The organism is Alistipes sp. DJF_B185, assembly GCF_964250025.1.
In the GTDB taxonomy this organism is placed as follows: Bacteria; Bacteroidota; Bacteroidia; order Bacteroidales; family Rikenellaceae; genus Alistipes; species Alistipes finegoldii.
Genome location: NZ_CAXUDY010000001.1, coordinates 1 through 23,335, shown reverse-complemented (window position 1 = coordinate 23,335; position 23,335 = coordinate 1). Strand labels below are relative to the sequence as shown.

Sequence of the window (23,335 nt, the reverse complement as noted above, 5' to 3'; positions counted from 1 at the left end):
AGATATGTAAGACGCCAACCTTTTCTTTCACTGGATTTTACACTTTTTCTCAACAAATTTACGGAAAAAATGACTGTCATACCATACAGCAACCGGATTTCCATCCGTGATTTTCTCGCCTGGCGCGGGATTCAGCCCAAATACGAACGCAACGGCTACGGTATGTATCTTTCACCCTTGCGGGAAGAACGCACGCCGAGTTTCAAAGTGGACTACGTGCAAAATCTCTGGTACGACTTCGGACTGGGCGAAGGCGGTACATTGCTCACCCTCGTGATGCGGTTGGAGCGGTGCGACAGCCGCGAAGCGGTCCGACGGCTGCAAAACGGTGAAAAAGGAGACACGGGGATTGCTTCTATCTCACCGGGTATTGGTGAGCCTCTTGGCGTTGGCGGGGCATTGTCGGTCGTGCGGCCGGCCACCGTCCCCGCGCTCCGCATCCTCTCCGACGCTTCGCTCCGGCATCCGGCATTGGTCGGTTATCTCGCCTCGCGCGGCATCGTCCCGCCGGTCGCCGCGGCATTCTGCCGCGAGGTCCGTTACGAGATAAACGGCCGCGCCTTTTTCGCCGTCGGTTTCCGCAACGATGCCGGAGGGTGGGAGCTGCGCTCCGCACGGTTCAAAGGCGGCTCCTCGCCCAAACATATCACCACCATCGACAACCGTTCCGATACGGTAATCGCTTTCGAGGGATTTATGGATTTCCTCGCTTATCTCTCACTGAAATACCCCGAACGACTGCGCATCGACGCCGCGGTTCTGAACTCGGTCGTCAACCTGCCCAAAGCCGTTCCGTTTATCTCCCGACATCCGGTGATCCGCACCTTCTTCGACAACGACGAAGCAGGACGCAAGGCAACTGCCGATCTGATCCGTCTTTGTCCCCGCAGCGAGGTAATCGACCAAAGCAGTTTTACAAGGACGTAAATGACTATCTGATCGCCCATATAAAAGACCGGCCGAATCTCCCGAAAACGACATCCGACCGGCAGGGTCACCTTTGTCGGAATAATCTGCAAGCCCTGAAAGCGGAACCGGAGGAAATTGAACCACCGCGTCGGAAAGGGATAAAGGTTTAAGGAAGGCAAGGTTGTGTTTTCGTAGACGAAAACTGCGCCTTCCCCGCTGGCCGGCGTAAAATCCCGCTGGTCTGAACAACCTATATAGCATGAACAATCTATCGAAACAACCTGTCATGGAAACACCGAAGAAAACATACAGCAAACAGGGCGGTCGGCCGAAAGTCGGCATCGGCCGCATCTGCAAATACGTCGTCAGCACACGACTCAGCCCCGAACGGAAACTCCGATTCTCGGCCCTTTGCCGCGAGGCCGGGCAACCGCCGGCCGAAGTCCTGCGCCAGCTGATCGACCGAGGAACGGTGAGGGCGCGGATCACCCGTGAACAGCTGGATTTCATGGCCCAACTCAAGGGCATCGCCCGAAATCTGAACCAACTGACCCGGCTGGCCAATGCCAAAGGTCTGGCGGCTGTCAGGGTACGGCATGCGGCGATCGTCACGGCCATCGAAAAACTCCTGAAGCAGATATGCGATGGTCGGTAAGGTCATATCCGCTTCGTCCTTTTCGGGGACGGTAGGCTACGTGATGAAAGAGGAATCCCGGATACTGGAAGCTGAAGGCATTACGCCTCCGGAAGTGAAGGACATGGTGCAGGACTTCAAAGACCAGACCTTATTGAATCCGCGGCTGAAAAACACCGTCGGGCATATCTCGCTGTCTTTCTCACCCAAGGACGCTCCGCGGATGACCGACGCCCTGATGACGCAGATCGCAAAGGAGTACATGCAGAAGATGGGCATCACCGATACGCAATACCTATTGGTGCGCCATCTCGACCAGCCCCATCCGCACTGCCATCTGGTCTACAACCGGGTCGGGAATAACGGGCAGACCATTTCGGACAAGAACATCAAGCTCCGCAGCGCCAAGGTATGCCGGGAGCTGACCGAGAAGTGCGGATTGTATCTCGCACCGGGAAAGGACGACGTGCGGCGGGAGCGGCTGCGCGAACCCGACAAGACCAGATACGAAATCCACGATGCGATCAAAAGGTGTCTGCCCCGATGCGCCGGATGGAAAGGGCTGGAGAAGCAACTGGAAAAACAGGGCATCGGCATCCGTTACAAGTATTGCGGTTCGACTGACCGCAAACAAGGGGTTTTGTTCTCGAAAAACGGCTTCGAGTTCTCCGGATCGAAGATCGACCGGGCTTTCAACTTTACGAAACTCGACAACCGGTTCAACAATATTCAACAACAAACCCAACACCGGGCAACGCTCTTCGGGAACCTCTCGGCGGCGGCAGGCAATTACCGTTCAGCATTTGCAGGGTTGTTCGGCGGTATGGGTAGCAGCGGCACGCGCGAAGAGCCGTCATCGGTAAACCTCGGAAAGGCAGGCGGGATTCCACTGCCGCCGGCCGATTCGCCCGGCGGAGTGTCCGCCAAGCAGTTACAGCGCAAGCCGGGAGAAAGCCCCGAAAAGTATATAGCACGAATCACGGCACTGCTCAACGCCGCGGCCGAGGCGATGGCCATCGCTGCGATGGAGCACCGCCGCAGGATGGAAGAACAGAAAAGAAGAGCCAAAATAAAACTGTAACCGAATTAGAAAATCTCAAAAATCATGAACGACGAAAATAAGATCGGACTCTCGATCGAAATGTACGAAGACCTCAAAGAAACGCTCGTCAAGGCTGTCAAAAGCACCAAAGCCAACGCGGGTCTGGAGAATGCACAGCTGGAACGGATCGAGCGGCTGATAGAGGCCACGGAGCTCTCGCAGGGGCAGGTCGCACAGATGCTCGAACAACTGCAACGGCATACGGCCTTGCCGGGAGTAAAAACCGAGCAGGAGCGGGAATTTACCGACAAATACAACGCTCTGTTGGCGCAGTTAGCGGGTAGGCTGGAGGTGATCGACAAAGAGATCAGGCAGACACATACATTGATAGAGCAGGTGAGGCAAGCTGTCGAAGCAGCGGCAAAGCCCGAAAACCTGCCAGTGCGGGAGCACCGGCATACTTATACGCTCGATATCAGTTCTTCGAAAACATTTTTGACGATGTTCGTCATGCTGGGATGTATTTTCCTGCAAGGCGCATTCATTTACCGAATCTCAGAGAATAATCGGCTGTTAGCTGCGAACGACCTGAAATACCGCTACGTGAAAATGCGTGGTGAGATCAAAGAAAAGGAGCTTATGGAGTTGGAAACGATATTCAGGGATGAGCAGCACACGGCCATACGCGATACCGTCCGAAACCAAGTTGAACGGTACAAAGAAGCCGTAAGGCGGCGGGCAGAACAACTAGAGCGGGCTGCAAGCAAAGAGCGCAAAGCGAAAAAGCTACTTGATGATGCAGCACAGTTGCGGGGAAAATAATTTATTTTCCCCGCTATAATGATTCGTTAATTTTGATTGACCACCTCCATGTTGTTTTGAAAATCAAGCAGTTGTGTTAATCTTGGATTTGTGGGCGTAAATGGTTTGGAGTCAATAATATAGGGGCGAACTTTTGCGTTTTAAAAATACGCATAAAAAAGCCCCTGTTCTTGAAAAGAACGAGGGGCAAAGGATTTTTTGAGGGGGCTGTGTGGGCCCCGGCATGATTGCCGTCCGCAGGCATCGCCCGTTATTTCAGCTTGCAGAGTTTGCGGTCTGCGTCGGTTGCCTCGCGTATGGAGATTGCAAAGCCTCCGCCGCGCGCCATCTCCACGTCGAGTTCCGTGCGTTGTCTGACCTTCCCGGTGCGGATGACATATGCCTGCGGATTGGTCTGGTAATCGGCATCGGGGGCATCGGCGTAGAGCGTCGCCACGTACTCCTTACCGGGATCGAGGTAGTCGAACGGGAGCGTCACCGTACGTCGGTTCTCGTCCGTCACGCCGCCCACGAACCACTCGCCCGTGTCTTTGGCCTTGCGCGCCACGACGATGTAGTCGCCCGGTTCGGCCAGCAGGTAGCGGCTCTCTTCCCAGTCCAGTGCGACGTCCTCGATGAAACGGAACGCATCCATGTATTTCTCATAGTGCTCGGGCAGGTCTGCCGCCATCTGCAGCGGCGAGTACATCGTCACGTACAACGCCAGCTGGTTGGCGAGCGTCGCGTTGACGTGCGAGTGGTTGCCGGGGTTGACCTCCGCGACGTCCATCACGAAGATGCCGGGCGTGTAGTCCATCGGGCCGCCCTGCAGGCGCGTGAAGGGCAGGATCGTCACATGGTGGGGCTTCGAGCCGCCGAACGCCTGGTACTCCGTGCCGCGTGCCGACTCGTTGCCGATCAGGTTGGGGTAGGTGCGGCAGAGGCCCGTCGGGCGCACCGCCTCGTGGGCGTTGACCATGATCTTGTGGTCGGCGGCCCGGCGGACGGCATAGAGGTAGTGGTTGTTCATCCACTGCCCGTAATGGTGCTCGCCGCGGGGCAGGATGTCGCCCACGTACCCGCTCTTGACCGAGTTGTACCCGTATTTGTCCATCAGGCGGTAGGCCGCTTCCATGTGGCGTTCGTAGTTGCGCACCGAAGCCGACGTTTCATGGTGCATCATCAGCCGGATGCCTTTCCCGTGCGCATATTCGTTCAGTGCGGCGATGTCGAAATCGGGGTAGGGGGTCACGAAATCGAAGACGTAATCCTTCGTGTGCCCGAACCAGTCCTCCCAGCCGACGTTCCAGCCTTCGACGAGCAGCTGGTCGAACCCGTGTGCCGCCGCGAAGTCGATGTACCGCTTCACGTTCTCGTTCTCGGCGCCGTGGCGGCCGCTGGGCCTGCATCGGGCGTAATCCGTCACGCCGAGCTGTACCGACGGCACGTCGCGCGTATAGGCCCAGTCGCTCTTGCCGGTGATCATTTCCCACCATACGCCCATGTATTTCACGGGCTTGATCCACGAGGTGTCGTCATAGGCGCACGGCTCGTTGAGGTTCAGGATCAGCTTCGAGGCGAGGATGTCGCGGGCGTCGTCCGAGACCGTCACCGTGCGCCACGGGGTATGGCAGGGCGCCTGCATGTAGCCTTTCCACCCCTGTGCGTCGGGCGTAAGGTGCGAGGTGAAGATGAAATTCCGGTCGTCCAGGTCGAGGTGCATGCACGCATAGTCGACCAGCGCCGCTTCGTGGATGTTGATGTAGAGCCCGTCGTCGCTCTTCATCTGCAGGGCCGTCTGTACGCCCGTGGGCGAGAAGGGCGTCTGCGACGAGTTGGGCGTGATGGCGCCGGGCATCAGCTCCCGTATCTGCGAGAGTTTCGACTCCGTGTAGTCGTACTCCTGCGTGTCGTAGTCGCCCGGGATCCAGAACGCCGTGTGGTCGCCCGCCATGGCGAACTGTGTTTTCTCCTCGCCGATGACGAAATAGGTCAGCGACTCCTGTTCGGGGAATTCGTAGCGGAATCCGAGCCCGTCGTCGTAGAGCCGGAAGCGGATCGTCATGTCGCGGCCTGTCGCGGCCTGCCGCAGCGTGACGGCCATTTCGTTATAGCGGTCGCGGATCTCGGCCTGCTCGCCCCATACGGGACGCCATGTCTGGTCGGACTCGCTGCGGGCCACCTGCCCGAGGGTGAACCCGTCGTAGAGCGATACCGGGCGCCCTGGTTCGCCCTTGCGGATTTCAGCCCCGAATTCCAGCTTTGGGGCTTCGCCGCGCAGTTCGAGCCCCATGCCGCTGGGCAGGATCACGGGGCGCTCCTTGTAATCGAGCGTATAGGTGGGGCGGCCTCCATCCGCCAGGCTGAACTCCAGGCGGAGGCGGCCGTCGGGCGAGAGGAGCGTCTCCTGTGCCGTGCAGGCTGCACCGGCCAGCAGCGCGGAGATATATAAAAATATTTTCTTCATGGTTCGGTCTTGTTATTTACGTTTGAATTCTACGATCAGCGCCTGCCGCGGGCCGACCGTGGTGGTATCGTCCACCTCCGTGGCTTTGCCCGTCAGGACGTTGCGCCCGTCGCTCAGCCCCGAGGCGATCTCGGCATAGTGCGACCACGGCACCTGTTTCTTGCCCCGCGAGTTGTTGATGAAGACGAATACCGCGTCGGTGTCGTCATAACGGAAATAGGCGTAGGTGTTGTCGCGCGAGAGGAAGTGCATCGTGCGGCCGTTGTGGATCACGGGCTTCGACTTGCGCCATTGGAAGAGCCGCTGCGTGTAGTCGAAGAGCCCCGCCTGTACGGCATCGCGCTGCGCCGGGTCGAACAGGTTCACCGCGTCGCCCTCCCAGCCGCCGGGGAAATCCACGCGCAGCCCGCCGTGTCCCTGCGAGAGGTCTTTCGAGGTGAACATCATCTCGTCGCCCGAGAATATCTGCGGGATGCCGCGCATCGTGGCCAGCATCGCCATCGAGAGTTTCAGCCGGTCGGGGTTTCTGCGTACGATGTCGCCGATGCGGTCGGTGTCGTGGTTGGCGACGAAGATCATCATTTTCGACAGGTCATGGTAGACGAAATCGTGCGACAGGCAGTCGTAGACGCGCGTCATGCCCTCGCCCCAGCGGAGCGAGTCGGTGGGCAGCGCCCGGCAGATGGCCTCCTGCAGCGGGAAATCCATGATCGACGGCAGGTGCGAGTCGAAGCCGTCCTTGTTGGGATTGCCGCCCTGCCAGTATGCCAGTTGCGGGATCGACGACGTCCAGCATTCGCCCACGATGTTGAAATCGGGGTATTCCCTGCGTACGGCCGCGCACCACTCGCTCATCGGCACCTTCTCGTTGTAGGGGTAGGTGTCGACGCGGAACCCGTCCAGGCCGGCATACTCGATCCACCACACGGCCCATTGCTTGAAATATTGCAGCACATAGGGATTGTCGAGGTTCATGTCGGGCATCGACGGCACGAACCAGCCGCTCTCCTGCAGGTCGAGGTCGTAGCGCGAAGCGTTGGGATCCATGTTCGTCGAGAAGCAGACGTTCGTCCCGGTGTATTCGGGGAACTGGTGTATCCAGTCCCTGAAAGGCAGGTCTTTCATCCACCAGTGGCCCGTGCCGCAGTGGTTGGTGACGATGTCCATAATCACCTTCAGCCCGTGCTCGTGGGCTTTGCCGACGAACTCCCTATACAGTTCGTTCGAGCCGAACCGGGGGTCTATGCGGTAGTAGTCGCCGCAGGCGTAGCCGTGGTACGAACCTTCGGGTTCGTCGTCCAGCAGCAGCGGCGTGGGCCATACGGCCGTGGCGCCCAGCCCTGCGATGTAATCCAGGTGGTCGATCATCCCCTGCAGGTCGCCCCCGTGGCGGCCGAAGAAGGCGCTGCGGTCGGCGCGCTCCCGCGTGTGGGGCGTCGAGTCGTTCGACGCATCGCCGTTGGCGAAGCGGTCGGGCATCAGGAGGTAGATCATGTCGGCCGTGGTGAAACTCTTGCGTGCGACCGAGCCTTCGGCGCGTGCCGCGATCTCATAGGGAACCTTGAACTGTCGTTCCCCCTGCGAGAATACGAGGTAGTAGGTGCCCGGCTCCGCGTCGGGTTTCACCTCCACGTCCACGAATAGGTAATTGGGACTGTCGGCTTTGTGGCGGGCCTTCACCCCGACGCCCTGTCCGCCTTCGATGCGGACGTCGTATGCCGCGATGCCGGCCCCGTTGACGAGCAACTGGAGCGGGGTCTGCATCCCCGTCCACCACGAGAGGGGTTCGACGCGGGTAACCTCGCCCGAGGCGTCTGCCACCGAGGCGGGGTCGAATGCGGACTGTCCTGTCCCTGTGCAGGAGAGCAGTCCGGCTGCTGCGAGTGTCATGAAAAATCGGTTCAAAATATCGTCGTTTGTAAAGTTAGCAAAAAATCGGTTTCCAGCGATTCCCGTTTCGCCCGGGGCATCCCTGTGCTTCTCGTGCGCATCCCTGTGCTTCTCGGATGGTTTACTGTCTATTCCCGTCGGGTTCTATCGGGTTCCCGGCGGGTTCCCGGCGCTGTTTCCGCGCATCCCCGGCGCATGTCCGCAACTTTTATCTCCTGTCTTGTGCGAAGACCAGCCATTGCCATGCGGGAAGCACGGTGCGGGTGCCGCCCGTGTATTCCTTCCCGGTGAAGAACTCGCGGCGCGAGCCCTCGAACGGCAGGTCGAATGCGACCTCCTCCGCACTGAGGTTCGCAGCGACTGTCACCTCGTTGCCGCCGGCCGTACGGGAAAACAGCATCAGGCCGTCGGGTGTTCGTTCGCCGAGCGGGTATGCGGCCTGCCCGCCGCGTTCCCCGGCTGCGAGCGCCGGGTTCTCGTGGCGCAGCCGGATCAGGGCGGCGTAGAAATCCGTAAATCCGTTGCGTTCCCACGCGGGGACGGGGTCTTTCTCGAAGAACTCGAAGCGGTGGTCGAACCCCATCTCCTGTCCGGTATAGACGAGCGGCTGCCCGTTGGGCAGCGTGAAGGTCAGCAACGCCATCACGCGTGCCGCGTCGCCCATGCGCTCGAATTCCGTCCCGGCCCACGAGTTTTCGTCGTGGTTCGAGGTGAACATCAGGCGGAACGCCTCGCGCGGCATGGCAGCGGCATCCCTGGCGACGTAGGCACGCAGGTCTGCGGCGCTTTTCCGTCCCTGTGCGATGTCGTTCAGCAGGTGGTGCAGCTCCCACGCATACGAGGCGTCGAACGCCCCGTCGTGCAATGCGGGGGCTTCGCCCTCGGCGAGCAGGTAGATGCCGGGGTACTCTTTCCGCAGTGCGGGCAGCGTCTGCTGCCAGAAGTCGATGGGTACCTCGCACGCCATGTCGCAGCGGAATCCGTCGATGCCGCGGTCGAGCCAGAAACGCATGGCGGCCGCCATTGCGGCACGCATGTCCGCGTTGCCGTAGTCGAGCTTGGCGATGTCCGTCCAGTCGTACTGCACGATGGTGTTGCCCTGCGAGTCACGTACATACCAGTCGGCCGGGCGCTCCTCGATCCAGCGGGCATCGGGCGAGGTGTGGTTGGCCACCCAGTCCAGGATCACGCGCAGCCCGAGTCTGTGGGCTTCGGCCAGGAACCGGTCGAAATCCTCCAGCGTGCCGAATTCGGGGTTGACGGCTTCGTAGTCGGAGATGGCGTAGTACGAGCCGAGGGTTCCCTTGCGCTCCTTGACGCCGATGGGGTAGACGGGCATCAGCCAGACGATGTCCACGCCCAGTTCTCTGAGCCGGGGCAGGTGGCGTGCGGCCGCCGCCAGCGTCCCTTCGGGGGTGTACTGGCGCACGTTCATTTCGTAGACGACCGAGTTGTAACTCCAGTCGGGGTGGGCGGCCGGTTGCTGCGGCCGTGTGCCGCAGGCAACCAGTACCATTGCGAGAAGTAATGCGGGCAAGCGTTTCATGGCGTGTCGTTTAGAGCGTGAATACCACCGACGACCAGGCGCCCATGAGCAGTTTCGACGAAGCGTCGCCGCGCTGAAGTTTCACTTCACCTGAGACGCCTACGGCCTTGTCCGGTTGGTCGGTAAGGGTCAGTATCTGCTCCTCCCGGCCGAAGTTGTGCACGACGAGCATCCGTTCGCCGTCCAGCTCGCGGTACCAGGCCGCGATGGATTGCTGCGAGGTGTTGCCGTCGTTGTAGACCGGGTGTTTGACCATCTTGCCCTGCGCCAGCACGGGGTAGGTGTTGCGCAGCCGGGCGAACGTGCGGTAGAGGTTGAGCAGCGAACCGTCGTCGTCGGCCTGTGCCTCGACCGAGATCGCCGGGGTCAGCATCTGCATGTCGATCTTGCCCGAGAGGCTTCCCGAAGCCAGTTCGTTGCCCGCCTTGTCCCACAGGATCGGGGTGCGGACATATTCGTCGCCGTTGGATTTGGTGCCCCAGTACCCGAGCTCTTCGCCCTGGTAAATGTAGGGTGCGCCCTGCGCCGTGAGCAGCACGGCGGCCGCCACCTTCATCTTTTCGGCGGACTGTCCCAGGTCGGAGCCCGTGCGATCCTCGTCGTGGTTCGAAAGTTTCGTGGCTTCGATATAATCGCTGCGGTACTGTGCGTAGAGGGGCTGCACGTCGAGGATGTCCTTGACGAAATAGCATCCGATGCCGTTTTGCAGCGCCCATTTGAGCTTGTACCAGAACGTGAATTCGAACAGCGCCGGCAGCCCCCGGTAATAGGGTGCCGCCTTGTCCGCTTCGTCGAGCATCTCGCCCACCATGTAGAAATCGCCCTCTCCGCCGGCGGCCTTGTAGCTCTCGTTCATGCGGTCGTAGAATTTCTTGAGGAACGTGGGGTTCTCGTCGTTGTAGGCGTTGTGGTAGATGTGCTTCACGGCATCGAGGCGGAACCCGTCCACGCCCATGCGTACCCACTTGTCGGCCGCTTCGGTGACGGCCTTGAACGCCCCGGACTGCTCGGCCTCGGCGGCCTTGCCGTAGTTGAGGTCGGCGAATGCCGCCGTCCAGAAGTGCGAATGGTACATCGTCGGCAGCGAGAACTGCACGTTGGCCGGATCGGCCGAGCGGTTCGACATCAGGGTGAAGGGCTCCCCGAACCGGATGATCGTCCGGTTGTCGGGGGCGCCGTATTTGGTGCCTGCGGCCCACGACGTGGTCGAGGTGCGGACGAGGAATCCCCAGTCGGAATCGAAGTCGAGCGTCAGTTCGTAACTGTTGCCGCCCCTGGCGTAGAAGCGTTTGCTCGTGCCGTTGCCGAAATAGAGGTATTTGTCGTCCGCGCCGCCCTGCGTATTGTCCGCATCCGCGGCATCGGTCGTTTCGGTAACGGTCACCGTCGGGCTGTCGGCATTTGTCCAGTCGAGCACGAACTTGAAGCGCCCGGCGGCACCCGCCCCCGTGTCGGTCGAGAACCATTGTCCGGCATCGTAGCCTGCGGCGCCTTCCGTGGCGATCTGGTCGATCCGCCCGGCCGCGATGTCGGCCTGCGGGTCTTCGGAGAAGATATAGCGGTCACGGTAAGGGCTCCCTTCGGACGCGGCGGCCGATTTGAACCACGGGTGGTCTTTGCCCGTATGGTTGAGCACGTAATCCAGGTAGACCCGGATGCCGCGGGCATGGGCCGCGTCGATGAATGCCCTCAGGTCGGCGTCCGATCCGAAGGCGGGGTTGACCGCCTCGTAGTCGAGCACGTCGTAACCGTGGTACGAAGCCGCCGGATGGATCGGTGAGAGCCACACGGCCGAGGCGCCGAGTGCGTCGATGTAGTCGAGCCGCCGGGTCAGCCCCGGCAGGTCGCCCACCTTGTCGCCGTTGCCGTCGGCAAAGCTGTATACCAGCAGCTGGTAGCTTATGTCGGCGCGTTTGCGGTTGTCCCACGCATCGGGCTGGGCGACGACCTGCTCGCCCTCGAAATCCTGGGAGGCATCGCCGCTCTGTGTCACGGTGACGACGACCGGATCGCAGCCCGGGGCGGTGAAGGTAAGCGTCGCGGAGCGTTTCGACGACTCGTTTGCGGTCGCCGTGACCGCGAACGACGTGGAGGTTTTGCCCGATGTGAGGGCCGGTGTGCACCATGCGGTATTGTCGCTCTGCGTCAGCGACCACGCGCCCGCATCGGTGCGCAGGTCGAGCAGCCGGCTGCCGCCTGCGGCTTCGAATTCTATCTCCGTGGGGGTCACGGAGAGCATACTGCCGCCGGTATCGCCGGTCTTGTCGTCGCTGCACGACACGGATACGGAAAGTACGAGTGCCAGCAGCAGGAAAAGAAATTTTTTCATAGCGGAATCTCGGTTAAAGTTCGTTTCGGGGCCTGCCGTCCGGTCAGGGGCGGCAGGCCAGAAACGGGACGGCAATCTCTGTGTGCCGTCCCGTGAAAGGGTGGCCGTTATTCGGCCTCTGCCGGGGTCTTGCCCTCGGACATGATGTATATCTGCGAATTCGCGAGGTCGAAATAGATGTCGTAGGTGCCGTCGAGCTGGACTTTCATGTTCTGCGAACCGCCGCTGGTGATGATGTCGACGGCCTTGTTGATGTCGACCGCACCGCCCGACGCCGTGCCGTAGTTCTTGGAGTCGTCCCAGGCGTTGTTGAAGCGGATCTTGAATTCGCTGGCGGTGGTCAGGACTACGCCTTTGCGAACGAGGTAGGCGCCCTCCTCGCTCATGGAGAAATCGCCCAGGTCACCCCATCCGGTGATGTTGCCGACCAGTCCCCATGTGTCGGCGACCAGCTCGGGCTTGGCGCCTGCGGCCATCACGTAGGCGCGTCCCGCCTCGGGCAGCAGCCAGTAGTCGTACGTGCCGGCTTCGGCGATCACGGCATTGACCTTGTCGGCGGAAACCTTGAAGGCCGAGCCGATCGTGCAGGTGTAGGGGCTGCTGCCGGCGAATGCGGCGTCGGCCCCGATCCACTGCGACTCGTCGCCGCTCTTGAAGAGGAATTCCGAGTTGGCGGCTACCTCGACCCCTGCGGCCTTGTAGGCCACGATGTTCGAGCTGGCGCTCTCCATGGCCGTCGGGCCCCAGTCGGGGGTTGCGACGGTCTGGCCGTGGATGTACCAGTCGGCCTTTTCCGGCCCCGGGTCGGGTTCTTCGCCGCCGCCCGTGCCGTAGTCGCCGGCATTGAGTTCGTAGGTGATCTCCGCAGAGTTGTTCAGGGTTGCGTATACGCGGTAGTTGCCCGCCGTGGCCTTGATGTTGTCGCCGTTCTGCGAAAGGCGTCCGTCCGCCCCGCCGAAGTTTATCGCCCAGTCGTTGTCCGCACGGAATTTGAATTCCCCGGCGGTCAGTGTGACGTCGACCCAGAAACGCTGTTTTTGGGTGTCGAAATTCATCTCCGTGTCGGTGTCCCAGCCGCCCGGAGTGGCATCGCCGATAATACCCATCGAGTTGAACGACAGCTTATTGCTTAACGTTAATGTCGAACGGTCGAATACGAAGCGGTAGAAGCGCTTGGAATAGACCATGATGTTTCCGGAACCGCCGCTGGAGATCAGCGTGATCGACGGGGCTTCCGTTTCCGGAGCCGCAGCATCACCGTCGGTGCCCCAGTTGCAGGCATCGTTCCAACCGGCTTCGCCGCTCAGTTTGAAGCCGTTGGCGGCTTTTTCGCCCAAGTCAACGATAGCTTCGTAGGTGACCTCGTCGCCGGAGAAACAGAACAGTCCCTGTGCGTTGTCGAAATTCCAGCCGCAGTAATCGCCGATTACCCAGACCTGGGGATAGGTACGCTCGGCCGTCGTCACGGTCATGCGGACGGTGGCGGGGGCGGAGTAGAATTTTTCGAAGTCGGTGCCGATCGTGGCGCTGATGTAGAAATCCACGTCCGTAGGTTCGCCCGAGGGAACCCCCAGGCCGCCGTCTTCCACGGACAGCGCAAGGATGTTGTTGAGGCTTTCATAGGTCTGTTCCGACGAGGTGCCGTTCATTCCCGTGAAGAGCACCAGTTTCGCACCGTCGTTGTACGAGGCTTCGATCGAGTAGTTGATCTGGGTGCGGACGCCGAAGTCGGCGGCGTCCCAGGTGAAGGTCTGCGTCGAGCCCATGTTGTCGGGCGTAATGACGATCTCCCCGGGCAGCGCATGCAGCACGGGCGCCACGACCTTGTCGGGGTCGTAGGCCTTTACCTCGTCGAGCTTTTGGCAGGCGGAGAGGAGCCCCGTCGCAGCCGCCAGCATCATCGCATATCGTGTAATTTTCATAGTCGTACGATTTTTAGGGTTGGTTATTTATCGGTTGCGTTTCCGTAGCCGGGATTCTGGTGCAGTTCGGGGTTGGAAGCGAGCTCCGACGAAGGGATGGCAAAGATTTTCATGTAATCATCGAACCCCTGTCCGGTGAAGGTGCCGCCCTTGTATGTCCAGAGGAACGACGGGGTGGTGAACTTGCCGTAGCGGATCAGGTCGGTGCGGCGGTGCCCCTCCCACATCAGCTCGCGGGCACGCTCCTCGAGCAGGTAGTCGGCCGTGACCGACGAGGGGGCCGATACCCCGGCGCGGTCGGTCAGCTCCTTGAGCTTCGGCAGCGCGGTGTTGGCCTGTCCCAGGTTCATGCAGGCCTCGGCGTAGATCAGGTAGATCTCGCCCAGGCGGATCATCGGGAAGTCGATGTCGCTGTATGCCTTCGATGCAGCCGTGGCAAGGAATTCGTCGTTGGTCATGTCGTGGGGGATATTGTTGAACTTGAGGCAAGTCCACCCGTTGAGGAAGACATAGAGCGCATCGTTCATCGACTCCTGGCGGCCTTTGATGTAGAACATTCCGCCGCGTTTGTCGTTGACCGTATATTCGCCCGTGGTGTAGTCCGCGTTGCGGGCGTTGAAATATTTCTGTACGTATTCGTAGGGTACGCGGATGCCGGCCCAGCCGTTGTTCACGCCGTTGATCTTCTGTTCGGCCGTCACGTCGGTGGCGGCGATGGCTGCCAGCGTCAGGTACGACGTGCCGCCGTAGGACTGCGTCTGCTCGGCGTCGTATGCCACGCCGAAGATGATCTCCTTCAGGGCGTCGGCGTTCTCGCCGTTGTCGCCGCGGAAGAGGTCGGAATACTCCGGGCAGAGCGAGTAGCCCATGCCGAAGATCGCTTCGCAGGCGGATTTGGCCTCCGTCCACATCGGGGTGCCGGCATAAACCTCGGCATTGAGGTACATGCGGGCCAGCAGGCCGTTGACCGCACCCTTGTCGGCACGCGGGTAGTTCGAGCGTGCGGCAGGCATCGCGCTTTCGTCCGAAGCCAGGTCGGTCAGCTCCGAGATGCAGTAGTCAAAGACATCCTTGCGCGAGGCCTGTTTGGGGTTCACACCGCCGCCGAAGGGCGAGGTCTCGGTCGTAAACGGCACGTCGCCGAACACGTCGAGGGCGATCCAGTAGAAATAGGCGCGCAGGAAACGGGCCTCGGCGCGGAAGCTCTGGATCCTGGCGGCCAGTTCGCTGCTCACGCCGCGGTCGGAGAGTTTGTCCGAGGCGGTCTGGCGCAGGTACTCGTTCACGTAGGCGATGCCCTGCAACGTACGTACGTAGACGGCGTAGGTCGCGTCGTTGTCGGCGTCGGACCACGTGTCGGTATTCATGGCGCGTACCCAGGCGTCGTTCTCCCAGGCGCATTTGCAGGCGTCGGCCGTAACCTCCTGGATCGTCCAGAATGCGCGGATGAGCTCCGAGGCGCCGCCGTCGCTGACCTGCAGGTCGGTGGTGTCGTTCGAGACGAAATTGAAATAGAGTTTGGTGAGCCCGGCCAGGTAGCCGTTCTCGTCTTTCCCGTAGACGGTCTCCGAGGTCGAGTCGGACGGGTTGAGGGGCAGGGTGTCGAGATCCCCGATGCACGAAGTGAGCAGCATCGTTGCGCCTGCCGCCGCCAAGGCGAAATGTTTTATGTCGATTTTCATGGTTCGTTCGTTTTTAGAAGTTTACATTCAGACGCAGCGAATAGGTGCGCGGGCGCGGCCAGATCGAGCCGTCGATGCCGTTGACGCCCGGTATTTCGGGGTCTACGCCGCTGTAATCGGTGATGACGAATACGTTCTGCACGCCGAAGGCGACGCGCATCGAGCCCTTCCAGTTGCCGATCTTGTTGAACGTGTACCCCAGGTTGATGTCGTCCATGCGAAAAAACGAAGCGTTTTCGAGGAACATGTCCGAATACCACTGCTCGCCGCTGTTGGCCTTTGTAAAGCCGGTCTTCTTGACCAGCCGTGCGAAGTTGGGCAAGTTGCCGGCGTTGATGTCGATGTTGGACGTCGAGTTGGCCGAGGCGAAATCGTTGAAGACCCAGTTGCCCGCTGAACCGTGGCCGTTGAAGCCGAAGTCCCAGTTCTTGTAGTTCAATTTGAGGCTGATGCCGTAGAAGAAGTCCGGGTTGGGACTCTTGTCGGTCATGTAACGGTCGGCCTGCGTGATCTTGCCGTCCTTGTCACGGTCGACCAGCGCGTTCTGGATCGGATTGCCGTCCTGGTCGTATACCTGCTGGAAACAGTAGAAAGTGTAGGGCGCATAGCCTACCTTGTGGATCTGGAGCAGGTTGCCCGTGCCCTTGGTGATGCTTCCCGTCTGGATGTTGTAGTCGGGGTCGTCGGTGTTGTTGAGCTTGGTGAACTCGGTGTGCTGGAACGTGCCGTTGAAGCCGACCGTGAGGTTCCAGTCCTTGGTCTGCACGGGGATGAAATTCAGGTTGAATTCCACGCCCTTGTTCTCCATCGAGCCAATGTTGGTGAGCACCGTGTTGCCGAAGTTCGAGCCCATGGGGGTGATGACGCTGTTCAGAAGGTCGTCCGTCTGACGCAGGTACCAGTCGACGCTGCCGTTGATGCGCCCGCCGAGGAACCCGAAGTCGAGGCCGACGTTGTAGGTCGTCGTGGTCTCCCATTTGATGTTGGGGTCGTAGGCGCCCGGCGTGAGGTAGAACATGTGCCCGGCGCTGCCCATGTAATAGGTCTTATAGACGTCGGTCGACATGTAGTAACGCGCCAGGTAGGGATAATTGGAGCCGATCTCCTGCTGCCCGGTCTGCCCCACGCTGACGCGCAGCTTGAGGGCCGAGACGGCACGCGAATCCTTCAGGAAATTCTCCTCGGCGATGTTCCACGCAAAGGCGCCCGAAGGGAAGAGGCCCCAGCGGGTATCCTTCGAGAAACGCGATGAGGCGTCGTCACGCAGTGTGAAGGAGAAGAGGTATTTCGAGGCGATCGAATAGTTCAGGCGTCCGTAGAACGAGAGCAGATAATTCTCCTGGCGGTTGAACGGGTAGCGCGAATCCTCGCCCTTCTGCTCGTGCGTCTCGTTGAAATAGGATACCGAGTGGTCGGAGCTGTAGAAATGCTGCCACGAATAACCGGCCATCACGTCGAGGTGGTGGATGCCCCACTCCTTATTGAAGTTGGCGTAGAATTCGAGCAGCTGGTTGCGGCGGAAGTTCGTCGTCCACGAATACTGTCCCCAGCCGCGGGCCTCGGTGTCGGTGTATGCCTGGAACGAGCCGGGGTTCACGCCGTCGTAGGTCTTGGCGCTCGATACGTCGAGGCCGAGGTTGAGGTTGAAGCGCAGCACCTCGAAGCCGTGAACCTTATAGTCGATCTGGGCGTTGCCGATGAAACGCTTGGCACGCGCCGTATTGTCGCGGTCGTAGAGCTGCGAGAGCGGGCCTGCGCCCAGCAGGGTGTTGGGCGTGAAGTCCTCGCCGCGGCCCGATCCGTAGTTCCAGTATCCGTTGGTGGTCGTGTAGTCGATCGAACCGTCGTCGTTGCGGAAATAGGGGTCGATCGTGGGGTTGAAGAAGGCCGCCGAACCCACCACGCCGCCCGAGGCGTAGCGCTGCGACGTGATGACGCCCTTGGCGTTGAGGTTGACCGTGAGGTGCTTGTCGAAGAAGTTGGGCGAGAGGCTCAGGTCGAGCGTCCCGCGTTCGTATTTCGATGTTTCGAGCGTACCCTGCTGGTTGGTGTAGCCCACCGATGCGCGGTAGGGCATCCTATCGTTGATGTTGCCGATCAGGCTGACGTTGTGGTCATGCGAAATGGCGGTGCGGAAGACCAAGTCCTGCCAGTTGGTGTTCTTGTCGCCGAGCATCGACTGCACCTTGTCGCCCGTGGTCGTACCTGCGGGGTATACCTGGTCGATGTAGGTGCGGAACTCGCCGGGCGACATCACGGGCAGCTCGTCGGAGTTGGTCTGGACGCTCACGCTGCCGCTGTACGATACGCGGGGCGTGTTGCCGCGCCCCTTCTTGGTGGTGACGAGGATGACGCCGTTCGAGGCGCGCGAACCGTAGATGGCCGCCGCCGAAGCGTCCTTGAGCACGGTGAAGGATTCGATGTCGTTGGGGTTGATCGTCTCCAGCGGGTTGGCCATACCCTTGCCGCCGTCGACTGCGATGGGCACCCCGTCGATCACGATCAGCGGGTCGTTCGAGGCGTTGAGCGAAGCCGCACCGCGCACGCGGATGGTGGCGCTCGATCCGGGGCCTCCGTCGCCGGGGATGATATGCACGCCCGGAACCTTACCCTTGAGCATGTCCTGTGTGGAGACCACGGCGCCGCGGTTGAACTCTTCGGCCTTGATCGCCACGACCGAACCGGTCATGTCGTTCTTCTTGACCGTACCGTAGCCGATCACCACCACGTCGTCGATACCCATGGCATCCTCTTCGAGCGTGAGGTGCGCCAGCAGCGACGAACTGGCCACCAGGCTGACGGTCTTGTAACCGACATAGCTGACCTCGATGACCGACTCGGGGCCGGCGGCGCGGATGGCATAGTCGCCGTCGATGCCCGTCGAGACACCGTTGGTCGTGCCCTTTTCGACGACGGTAGCGCCCAGGATCGGCATCCCGGACTTGTCGACAACTACGCCTTTTACCTCATAACCAGCGTTTTGCGCCAGCGTGAGGGGGGGGGTAAATTGACATATGAGCAAGATACCCGCACACATAGTTAAAAATCGTTTCATAAGAATTTTGGTTAGTTTATAAGTTGATTTTATGGATTGTAGGTCATTGGGCCTTGTGTTCTTTGACCAGGAAGACCGACACGGCGGCCAGCAGCATGAATACCCCGGCGAGCGCCAGCATGTCGGCCGCATCGGAGGCGAAGCAGTACTTGACGATGGCACCGCCGGTCAGTCCGATGACGATCTGGGGGACGGTGATCGTGAAATTGAAGATACCCATGTATACGCCCATGCGGCGTGGCTCGACCGCGCGCGACAGGATGGCGTAGGGCATGGCGAGGATGCCCGCCCAGGCGATGCCGATCCCCACCATCGGGAGCATCAGCGCGTACTGGTCGTGCAGCAGGCACAACCCCGCGAAGCCCAGCGCCCCGGCGAGCAGGCAGGCAGCGTAGACGGGTTTGTTGCCGTAGCGCGCGGCGACGCGCCCGAGGAACAGGGCGGCGATGCAGGCGGGGATGGGGTAGGTGCCGTTGAGCACGCCGACCCATGTCTGCGTGGCGCCGGCCGAGAGCACTTCGCCCGTGGCATGGTCGGTGACTACACCCGTGATGGCGGGTTTGAGGTAAGTCCACATCAGGAAGAGCGCCGCCCACGAGAAGAACTGCGTGACGCCCAGCCGCACCATCACGCCGGGGACGTTGCGCATGAGGCCGACGAAGCTCATCGGTTTGGCGTCCTCCTCGGAGAGGTTGTTGTAGCGGGCGAACTCCCCGGGCGGATATTCCCGTGTCTTGAACGAGGTGACGAGCACCGTGAGCAGCAGGATCGCGCCCCCGGCATAGTAGGAGTAGGCGATGTGCGGCGAAACATGCCCCGGAGCGGCCTCGTCCGACACGCCGAGCCATGTCATGACGAGCGGCAGGATAGCGCCGACGACCGCACCGAGGTTTATCAGGAAGGTTTGTACCACGTAGCCCTGTGTCTTCTGCGAATCGTCGAGCATGTCGGCCACCAGCGCCCGGAAGGGCTGCATCGTGACGTTGAACGACAAATCCATGAACAGCAGGATGAAAGCCCCCATGGCGAGCGGGGCGAAGGCGAGCAGTTTGGGGCAGTTGGGCATGAGCACCAGCGCCAGCGCCGAGATCAGCGACCCGCCCAGGATGTAGGGGATGCGGCGGCCCCAGCGCGTCCAGGTGCCGTCGGAAAAAAGCCCCACGATGGGCTGGACGATCATGCCGGCCAGCGGTGCCGCCAGCCAGAAGTAGCTCAGGTGGCTGACATCTGCCCCCAGCGATTCGAAGATGCTCGACGTGTTGGAATTCTGGAGCGAATATCCGATCTGCACGCCGAGGAAGCCGAAGCTGAGGTTCCAAATCTGCCAAAATGAGAGTTTAGGCTTGGTCATTTCGGTTTTTCGGTTGGTTTTCAGGTTATACAAATTTTAATAAAAAAATCCGGACGGCGAACCGCAGGGCGACGAACGGAAGGTTCAGCCGGATGAACGGGCGGATTTTTACGACGAACGGTAGCTCGCGGGAGACGATTTGGGATTTACGTGAAAAAACACTACCTTTATTCATAAATAAACGAAACTCATATATACTTTAATACAGCTTCAGTCAGCCGATATGCGATCGCTCAAAGTGTCCGGAATCATTCACCTGTTCGCCGTGCTCCATGCCGTGGTCGCCCTTTCGTGCCATCTGGCGGGGATCAACGATGAGTTGGTGCTGACGCTGCTGACGATCGTGCTGATCGTGCTGATCTGCCTAAAACGGGGCCTGAATGTGGAGTTCACCGCAGCCAGCGTGATCGTCGTCAATGTGATCGGCTACCTGCTGGGTACGGGCGGTGCGCAGCTGATCGAGCTGTTATTGCACGCTCCGCCCGTGGTGCATGCCGTTTCGACCTTCATCACCACCGAGATCCTGGGCTGGAGTATCGTGTGGTTTACCAAGTTGTTTCGCCGCGGCGACGACACGGCGAGCCGCTCCTCGGCTTGGACGCCCCGCATCGGGTTACTGCTGCTGGCCGTGGGGGTGATTTTCGTGCTGAGGCTGGCCTATGTCGAACTTTTCACCTCGCCCTCCTTTTCCACAGACTGCCTCTACCACATGGCCGACTTGCTGGCTTCCAATTCCGCGGCACTGATTATCCTGCTGTGCGTCAATATCATCTATGTCCGGCATACGCGCAGGCGTGAAACCCGACACGGCCCGATCGCCGAAATCGCGGCCTTCCTTCTGTTCGTGCTGCTCACGTCGGCCTGCGTGGCGCTCATTACGGGGCTGCACCTGCCGTTCGCCTTCGACCGCTCGTTCACCGCACGGGAGTTCCTGCAACTGTGGATCGTCACCCTGCTGGTCGAGGTGACCCTCTATTCGGTCGTATTTATGGTCGATTACGCCCTGGTCGCACGTGCCGTGCTGCGTGCCGAGCGCGGCAAGGCGCACCAGGCGCAGTTCCGTTACATGAAACTCAAACAGCAGGTCAACCCCCATTTCCTGTTCAACTCGCTCAATATCCTCGACTGCCTGGTCTGCGAGCAGCGCACGGAGCAGGCCAGCGCCTACATCCATAAACTGGCGGGCATTTACCGTTACATGCTCCAGAACGAGGAGGAGACACTCGTGCGCCTGCGCGAGGAGATGGCCTTCGTGGGGATGTACGTCGACCTGTTACAGGTGCGTTTCCCCGAAGGGTTCCGCGTGGAGACCGACATTTCGGATGAGGCCATGAACCGCCATGTCCTGCCCTGCTCGGTGCAGTTGCTGATCGAAAACGCCATCAAGCATAACTCGGTGGGGGCCGACCGGCCGCTGGTGATCCGCATCGTCGCCGTGGCCGAGGCCGTGACGGTGTCGAACAACCTTCAGCTGAAGGTATCCGGCAACCCCTCGACCCGTGTGGGGCTGAACTACATCCGCCAGCAGTACCTCGACCTGTCGGGCATCCCGATCGGGATACGCCGTACCGATACCGAATATTGTGTCACCTTACCGTTGCTGTAATATGAACGTACTGATCGTAGAAGACGAAATGATGGCCCAGGCAAACCTGGCGCGAGCGCTGACCCAGCATTTTCCCGACGTACGGATCGTCGGGACGACCGGCTCGGTCAGGGAAACGGTGCTCTGGCTGCGCACGCCGGGGAACAGTGCCGATGTGATTTTCATGGACGTGGAACTCTCCGACGGGGATTGCTTCGAGATATTCCGCCAGGCGGACGTAACGGCGCGGGTCATCATGACCACCGCATATGACAATTACGCCGTGCGGGCGTTCGAGGTCAACAGCATCGACTACCTGCTCAAACCGATCGACCTCGCGGCGCTGCGGCGTGCCGTGGAACGTTGCCGTGTGCGGAGCGGGGGCATCGACCCCGACGTATTGCTGAACGCAATCCGCAGCCCGCGCGAATACAAACAGCGCTATGTCGTGCGTTTCAACGACCGGATCGTCCCGGTGCAGACCACCGACATCGCCTATTTCTACTCGGAAGAGAAAAACACCTACCTTGTCACGAACGACAACAACCGCTACATCATGGATCAGTCGCTCGACGTCCTTTCGGACGAACTGGATCCCGGGCGGTTTTTCCGCATATCGCGCAGCTGCATCATCGCCATGCCGGCGATCGTCAGCATCGTGAAATACCTGGGCAACCGGCTGAAGATCACGGCACGTCCGCGTCCGGAGTTCGAGATGGTGGTGAGCCGGTCGCGGGTCGACGACTTCCTGAAGTGGCTGGAGGGGAATGGCTGAGCCTTGGTCGCGACGGGCAGGTCTTCGGCCCCCCCCCTCCGTTTCCGGGTTTTGTCCTCCGGCCTTCCGGGTTACCGTTCCTGCGGCGGGCGGGGGCTCCGGTTCCGGCGGGAGAGGGGAGTTCCGCAGAGGAGTTCCTCTGGAATTTTCCGCCGAGGACTGAAAGTTCACTTTGAAGGATCATGCTGCGGGCGTTCCTCCGGAGGCGTCCTTCGAGGGCTTCGGTTGAGAGATCCCAGGAAGGGATTCCCGTGGAAGGTTTCCGCAGGGGCACCCGGGAGGATGGCGCGGCGGCATGATAAAAGGGGCGCTCCGGAAATTCCGGGGCGCCCCTTATTTTTGCGGCCGGGGTCGGCGCTGCCGCAGTCTGCCCGTCAGCGGCGCCCGCTGCAGGCGATCATGTCGTGCAGCGACTCGTTGAAAGTCTCCTTGTGCAGCAGTTCCTCGAGCGGGAGGTGCATTCGGTAACGCCAGTAGTATCGGGCGACGGCCGGGACGTTGATGCGTTCCTTGGCCGGGTCGGGGTAGCGCAGTTCCCCGTCGGTCGAGAACCAGTCCTGCAACGGCAGGATGGTGAGCATCGCCGGGGAATTGAGGTGCATGTCGAGGATGCGCCGGCATATCCACGGCTCGCAGAAATAGGGAACGTCGCCCCCCGATGCCGAGTGCTTCGTGGTAGAAGCGCGCCGTGAGTTCGCGGTCTTCCTCCCACCATGCCCGCAGCGGGTTCATGTCGTGCGTCGAAGTGGTGCAGACCGAGAAATAGGGGTAGTGCGCCGGGTCGGCGAAGAGTTCCCCCGGCGTCTTGGGCATGCGCTGGATTTCGAGCGAGAGGATTTGCAGTTCGTGCATCGTCTCGGGGACGCTGTCGGGAATCATGCCCAGGTCTTCGCCGCAGGTCAGCATCTCGGTCGCCGAGAGGAGCACCGGGAGCTTGCGCAGGGCGGATTCCTGCCAGAAACGGTTGTGCCGGTGGTAGAAGAAGTCGGTATAGAGCCGGTCGAAAGCTGCACGGCGCTCTCCGTCGAGCCGGCGGTAGGCGTGCGTCGAGTGGGGGGCGATGCGGGGGTGGAAATAGCCCTTGCGGCGCGGGTCTTCGATGAAGAGCACGTCGTCGAGCAATGCCATGAGCCCTTCCCGCAGCCGGGTCTGGCGTTCGTCGTCGCCCGGGAAGCGGGCTGCGACCTTGCGCTGGGTGGCATAGGCGGGCAGCAACCGGCCCTCCTTCATGCAGGTCGTGCGCACTTCGTCGGCCAGCTCGCCGAACAGCTCGCCGAGCATCCGGTCGTCGGGCGCGGGAACGGTGAAGCGTCCCCCGGCCGTATCGAAGCCCATGCCGCGCAGTTC

General features: G+C 60.8%; 15 protein-coding genes and 1 pseudogene. 6 read left to right on the top strand and 10 right to left on the bottom strand.

What is annotated here, in order from left to right:
* Positions 1-69: 69 nt before the first annotated feature.
* The 4 genes from ACESTR_RS00080 to ACESTR_RS00065 all read left to right on the top strand — a co-directional run bounded on the left by ACESTR_RS00080 (position 70) and on the right by ACESTR_RS00065 (position 3,407).
* The gene (locus ACESTR_RS00080) at positions 70-927 is read left to right on the top strand and encodes a toprim domain-containing protein (protein ID WP_009597029.1); all 858 of its coding nucleotides are present in this window, start codon (positions 70-72) and stop codon (positions 925-927) included.
* Positions 928-1,195: 268 nt separating this feature from the next.
* The gene (locus ACESTR_RS00075) at positions 1,196-1,564 is read left to right on the top strand and encodes a MobC family plasmid mobilization relaxosome protein (RefSeq protein WP_009597001.1); all 369 of its coding nucleotides are present in this window, start codon (positions 1,196-1,198) and stop codon (positions 1,562-1,564) included.
* Positions 1,554-2,624 (top strand): relaxase/mobilization nuclease domain-containing protein, encoded by a 1,071-nt coding sequence (locus ACESTR_RS00070; protein ID WP_009597064.1) that lies wholly within the window; start codon positions 1,554-1,556, stop codon positions 2,622-2,624. The genes ACESTR_RS00075 and ACESTR_RS00070 overlap by 11 nt, the downstream gene beginning before the upstream one ends.
* 24 nt (positions 2,625-2,648) lie before the next feature.
* Positions 2,649-3,407: a hypothetical protein gene (locus ACESTR_RS00065; protein ID WP_009597054.1), complete on the top strand. Its 759-nt coding sequence runs from the start codon at positions 2,649-2,651 to the stop codon at positions 3,405-3,407.
* 250 nt (positions 3,408-3,657) lie between these two features.
* Here the strand turns inward: ACESTR_RS00065 and ACESTR_RS00060 are convergent, their stop codons facing one another.
* The 8 genes from ACESTR_RS00060 to ACESTR_RS00025 all read right to left on the bottom strand — a co-directional run bounded on the left by ACESTR_RS00060 (position 3,658) and on the right by ACESTR_RS00025 (position 19,628).
* The gene (locus ACESTR_RS00060) at positions 3,658-5,853 is read right to left on the bottom strand and encodes a glycoside hydrolase family 97 protein (RefSeq protein WP_009597069.1); all 2,196 of its coding nucleotides are present in this window, start codon (positions 5,851-5,853) and stop codon (positions 3,658-3,660) included.
* A 12-nt stretch (positions 5,854-5,865) separates the two neighbouring features.
* Positions 5,866-7,743, bottom strand: coding sequence for a glycoside hydrolase family 13 protein (locus ACESTR_RS00055; RefSeq protein ID WP_014775642.1), 1,878 nt, complete (start codon positions 7,741-7,743; stop codon positions 5,866-5,868).
* Between the two features lie 208 nt (positions 7,744-7,951).
* Positions 7,952-9,259 (bottom strand): alpha-amylase family glycosyl hydrolase, encoded by a 1,308-nt coding sequence (locus ACESTR_RS00050; protein ID WP_015545742.1) that lies wholly within the window; start codon positions 9,257-9,259, stop codon positions 7,952-7,954.
* Positions 9,260-9,299: 40 nt separating this feature from the next.
* Positions 9,300-11,618, bottom strand: coding sequence for an alpha-amylase family glycosyl hydrolase (locus ACESTR_RS00045; RefSeq protein ID WP_118406589.1), 2,319 nt, complete (start codon positions 11,616-11,618; stop codon positions 9,300-9,302).
* A 107-nt stretch (positions 11,619-11,725) separates the two neighbouring features.
* On the bottom strand, positions 11,726-13,540 hold the full coding sequence (locus tag ACESTR_RS00040) for a SusE domain-containing protein (protein WP_009596999.1): 1,815 nt from the start codon (positions 13,538-13,540) through the stop codon (positions 11,726-11,728).
* Between the two features lie 23 nt (positions 13,541-13,563).
* On the bottom strand, positions 13,564-15,222 hold the full coding sequence (locus ACESTR_RS00035; RefSeq protein WP_014775645.1) for a RagB/SusD family nutrient uptake outer membrane protein: 1,659 nt from the start codon (positions 15,220-15,222) through the stop codon (positions 13,564-13,566).
* Between the two features lie 13 nt (positions 15,223-15,235).
* On the bottom strand, positions 15,236-18,277 hold the full coding sequence (locus ACESTR_RS00030; protein WP_373178645.1) for a SusC/RagA family TonB-linked outer membrane protein: 3,042 nt from the start codon (positions 18,275-18,277) through the stop codon (positions 15,236-15,238).
* Positions 18,278-18,320: 43 nt separating this feature from the next.
* Positions 18,321-19,628, bottom strand: coding sequence for an MFS transporter (locus ACESTR_RS00025; protein ID WP_014775647.1), 1,308 nt, complete (start codon positions 19,626-19,628; stop codon positions 18,321-18,323).
* A gap of 223 nt (positions 19,629-19,851) precedes the next feature.
* Here ACESTR_RS00025 and ACESTR_RS00020 point away from each other — a divergent pair, with 223 nt between their 5' ends.
* Positions 19,852-21,234 carry a sensor histidine kinase gene (locus tag ACESTR_RS00020; protein ID WP_315976087.1) on the top strand — a complete coding sequence of 461 codons (1,383 nt, stop codon included), beginning with the start codon at positions 19,852-19,854 and terminating at the stop codon, positions 21,232-21,234.
* Position 21,235: 1 nt separating this feature from the next.
* The gene (locus tag ACESTR_RS00015) at positions 21,236-21,988 is read left to right on the top strand and encodes a LytR/AlgR family response regulator transcription factor (protein WP_009597005.1); all 753 of its coding nucleotides are present in this window, start codon (positions 21,236-21,238) and stop codon (positions 21,986-21,988) included.
* Between the two features lie 374 nt (positions 21,989-22,362).
* Here the strand turns inward: ACESTR_RS00015 and ACESTR_RS00010 are convergent, their stop codons facing one another.
* Together ACESTR_RS00010 and ACESTR_RS00005 are read right to left on the bottom strand one after the other, a co-directional pair.
* A complete protein-coding gene (locus ACESTR_RS00010) occupies positions 22,363-22,590 on the bottom strand; it encodes a 4-alpha-glucanotransferase (RefSeq protein WP_373178794.1) in 228 nt (75 codons plus the stop codon).
* A gap of 115 nt (positions 22,591-22,705) precedes the next feature.
* Positions 22,706-23,116: pseudogene (locus ACESTR_RS00005) on the bottom strand (4-alpha-glucanotransferase); the annotation flags it as partial.
* Between the last annotated feature and the right edge of the window lie 219 nt (positions 23,117-23,335).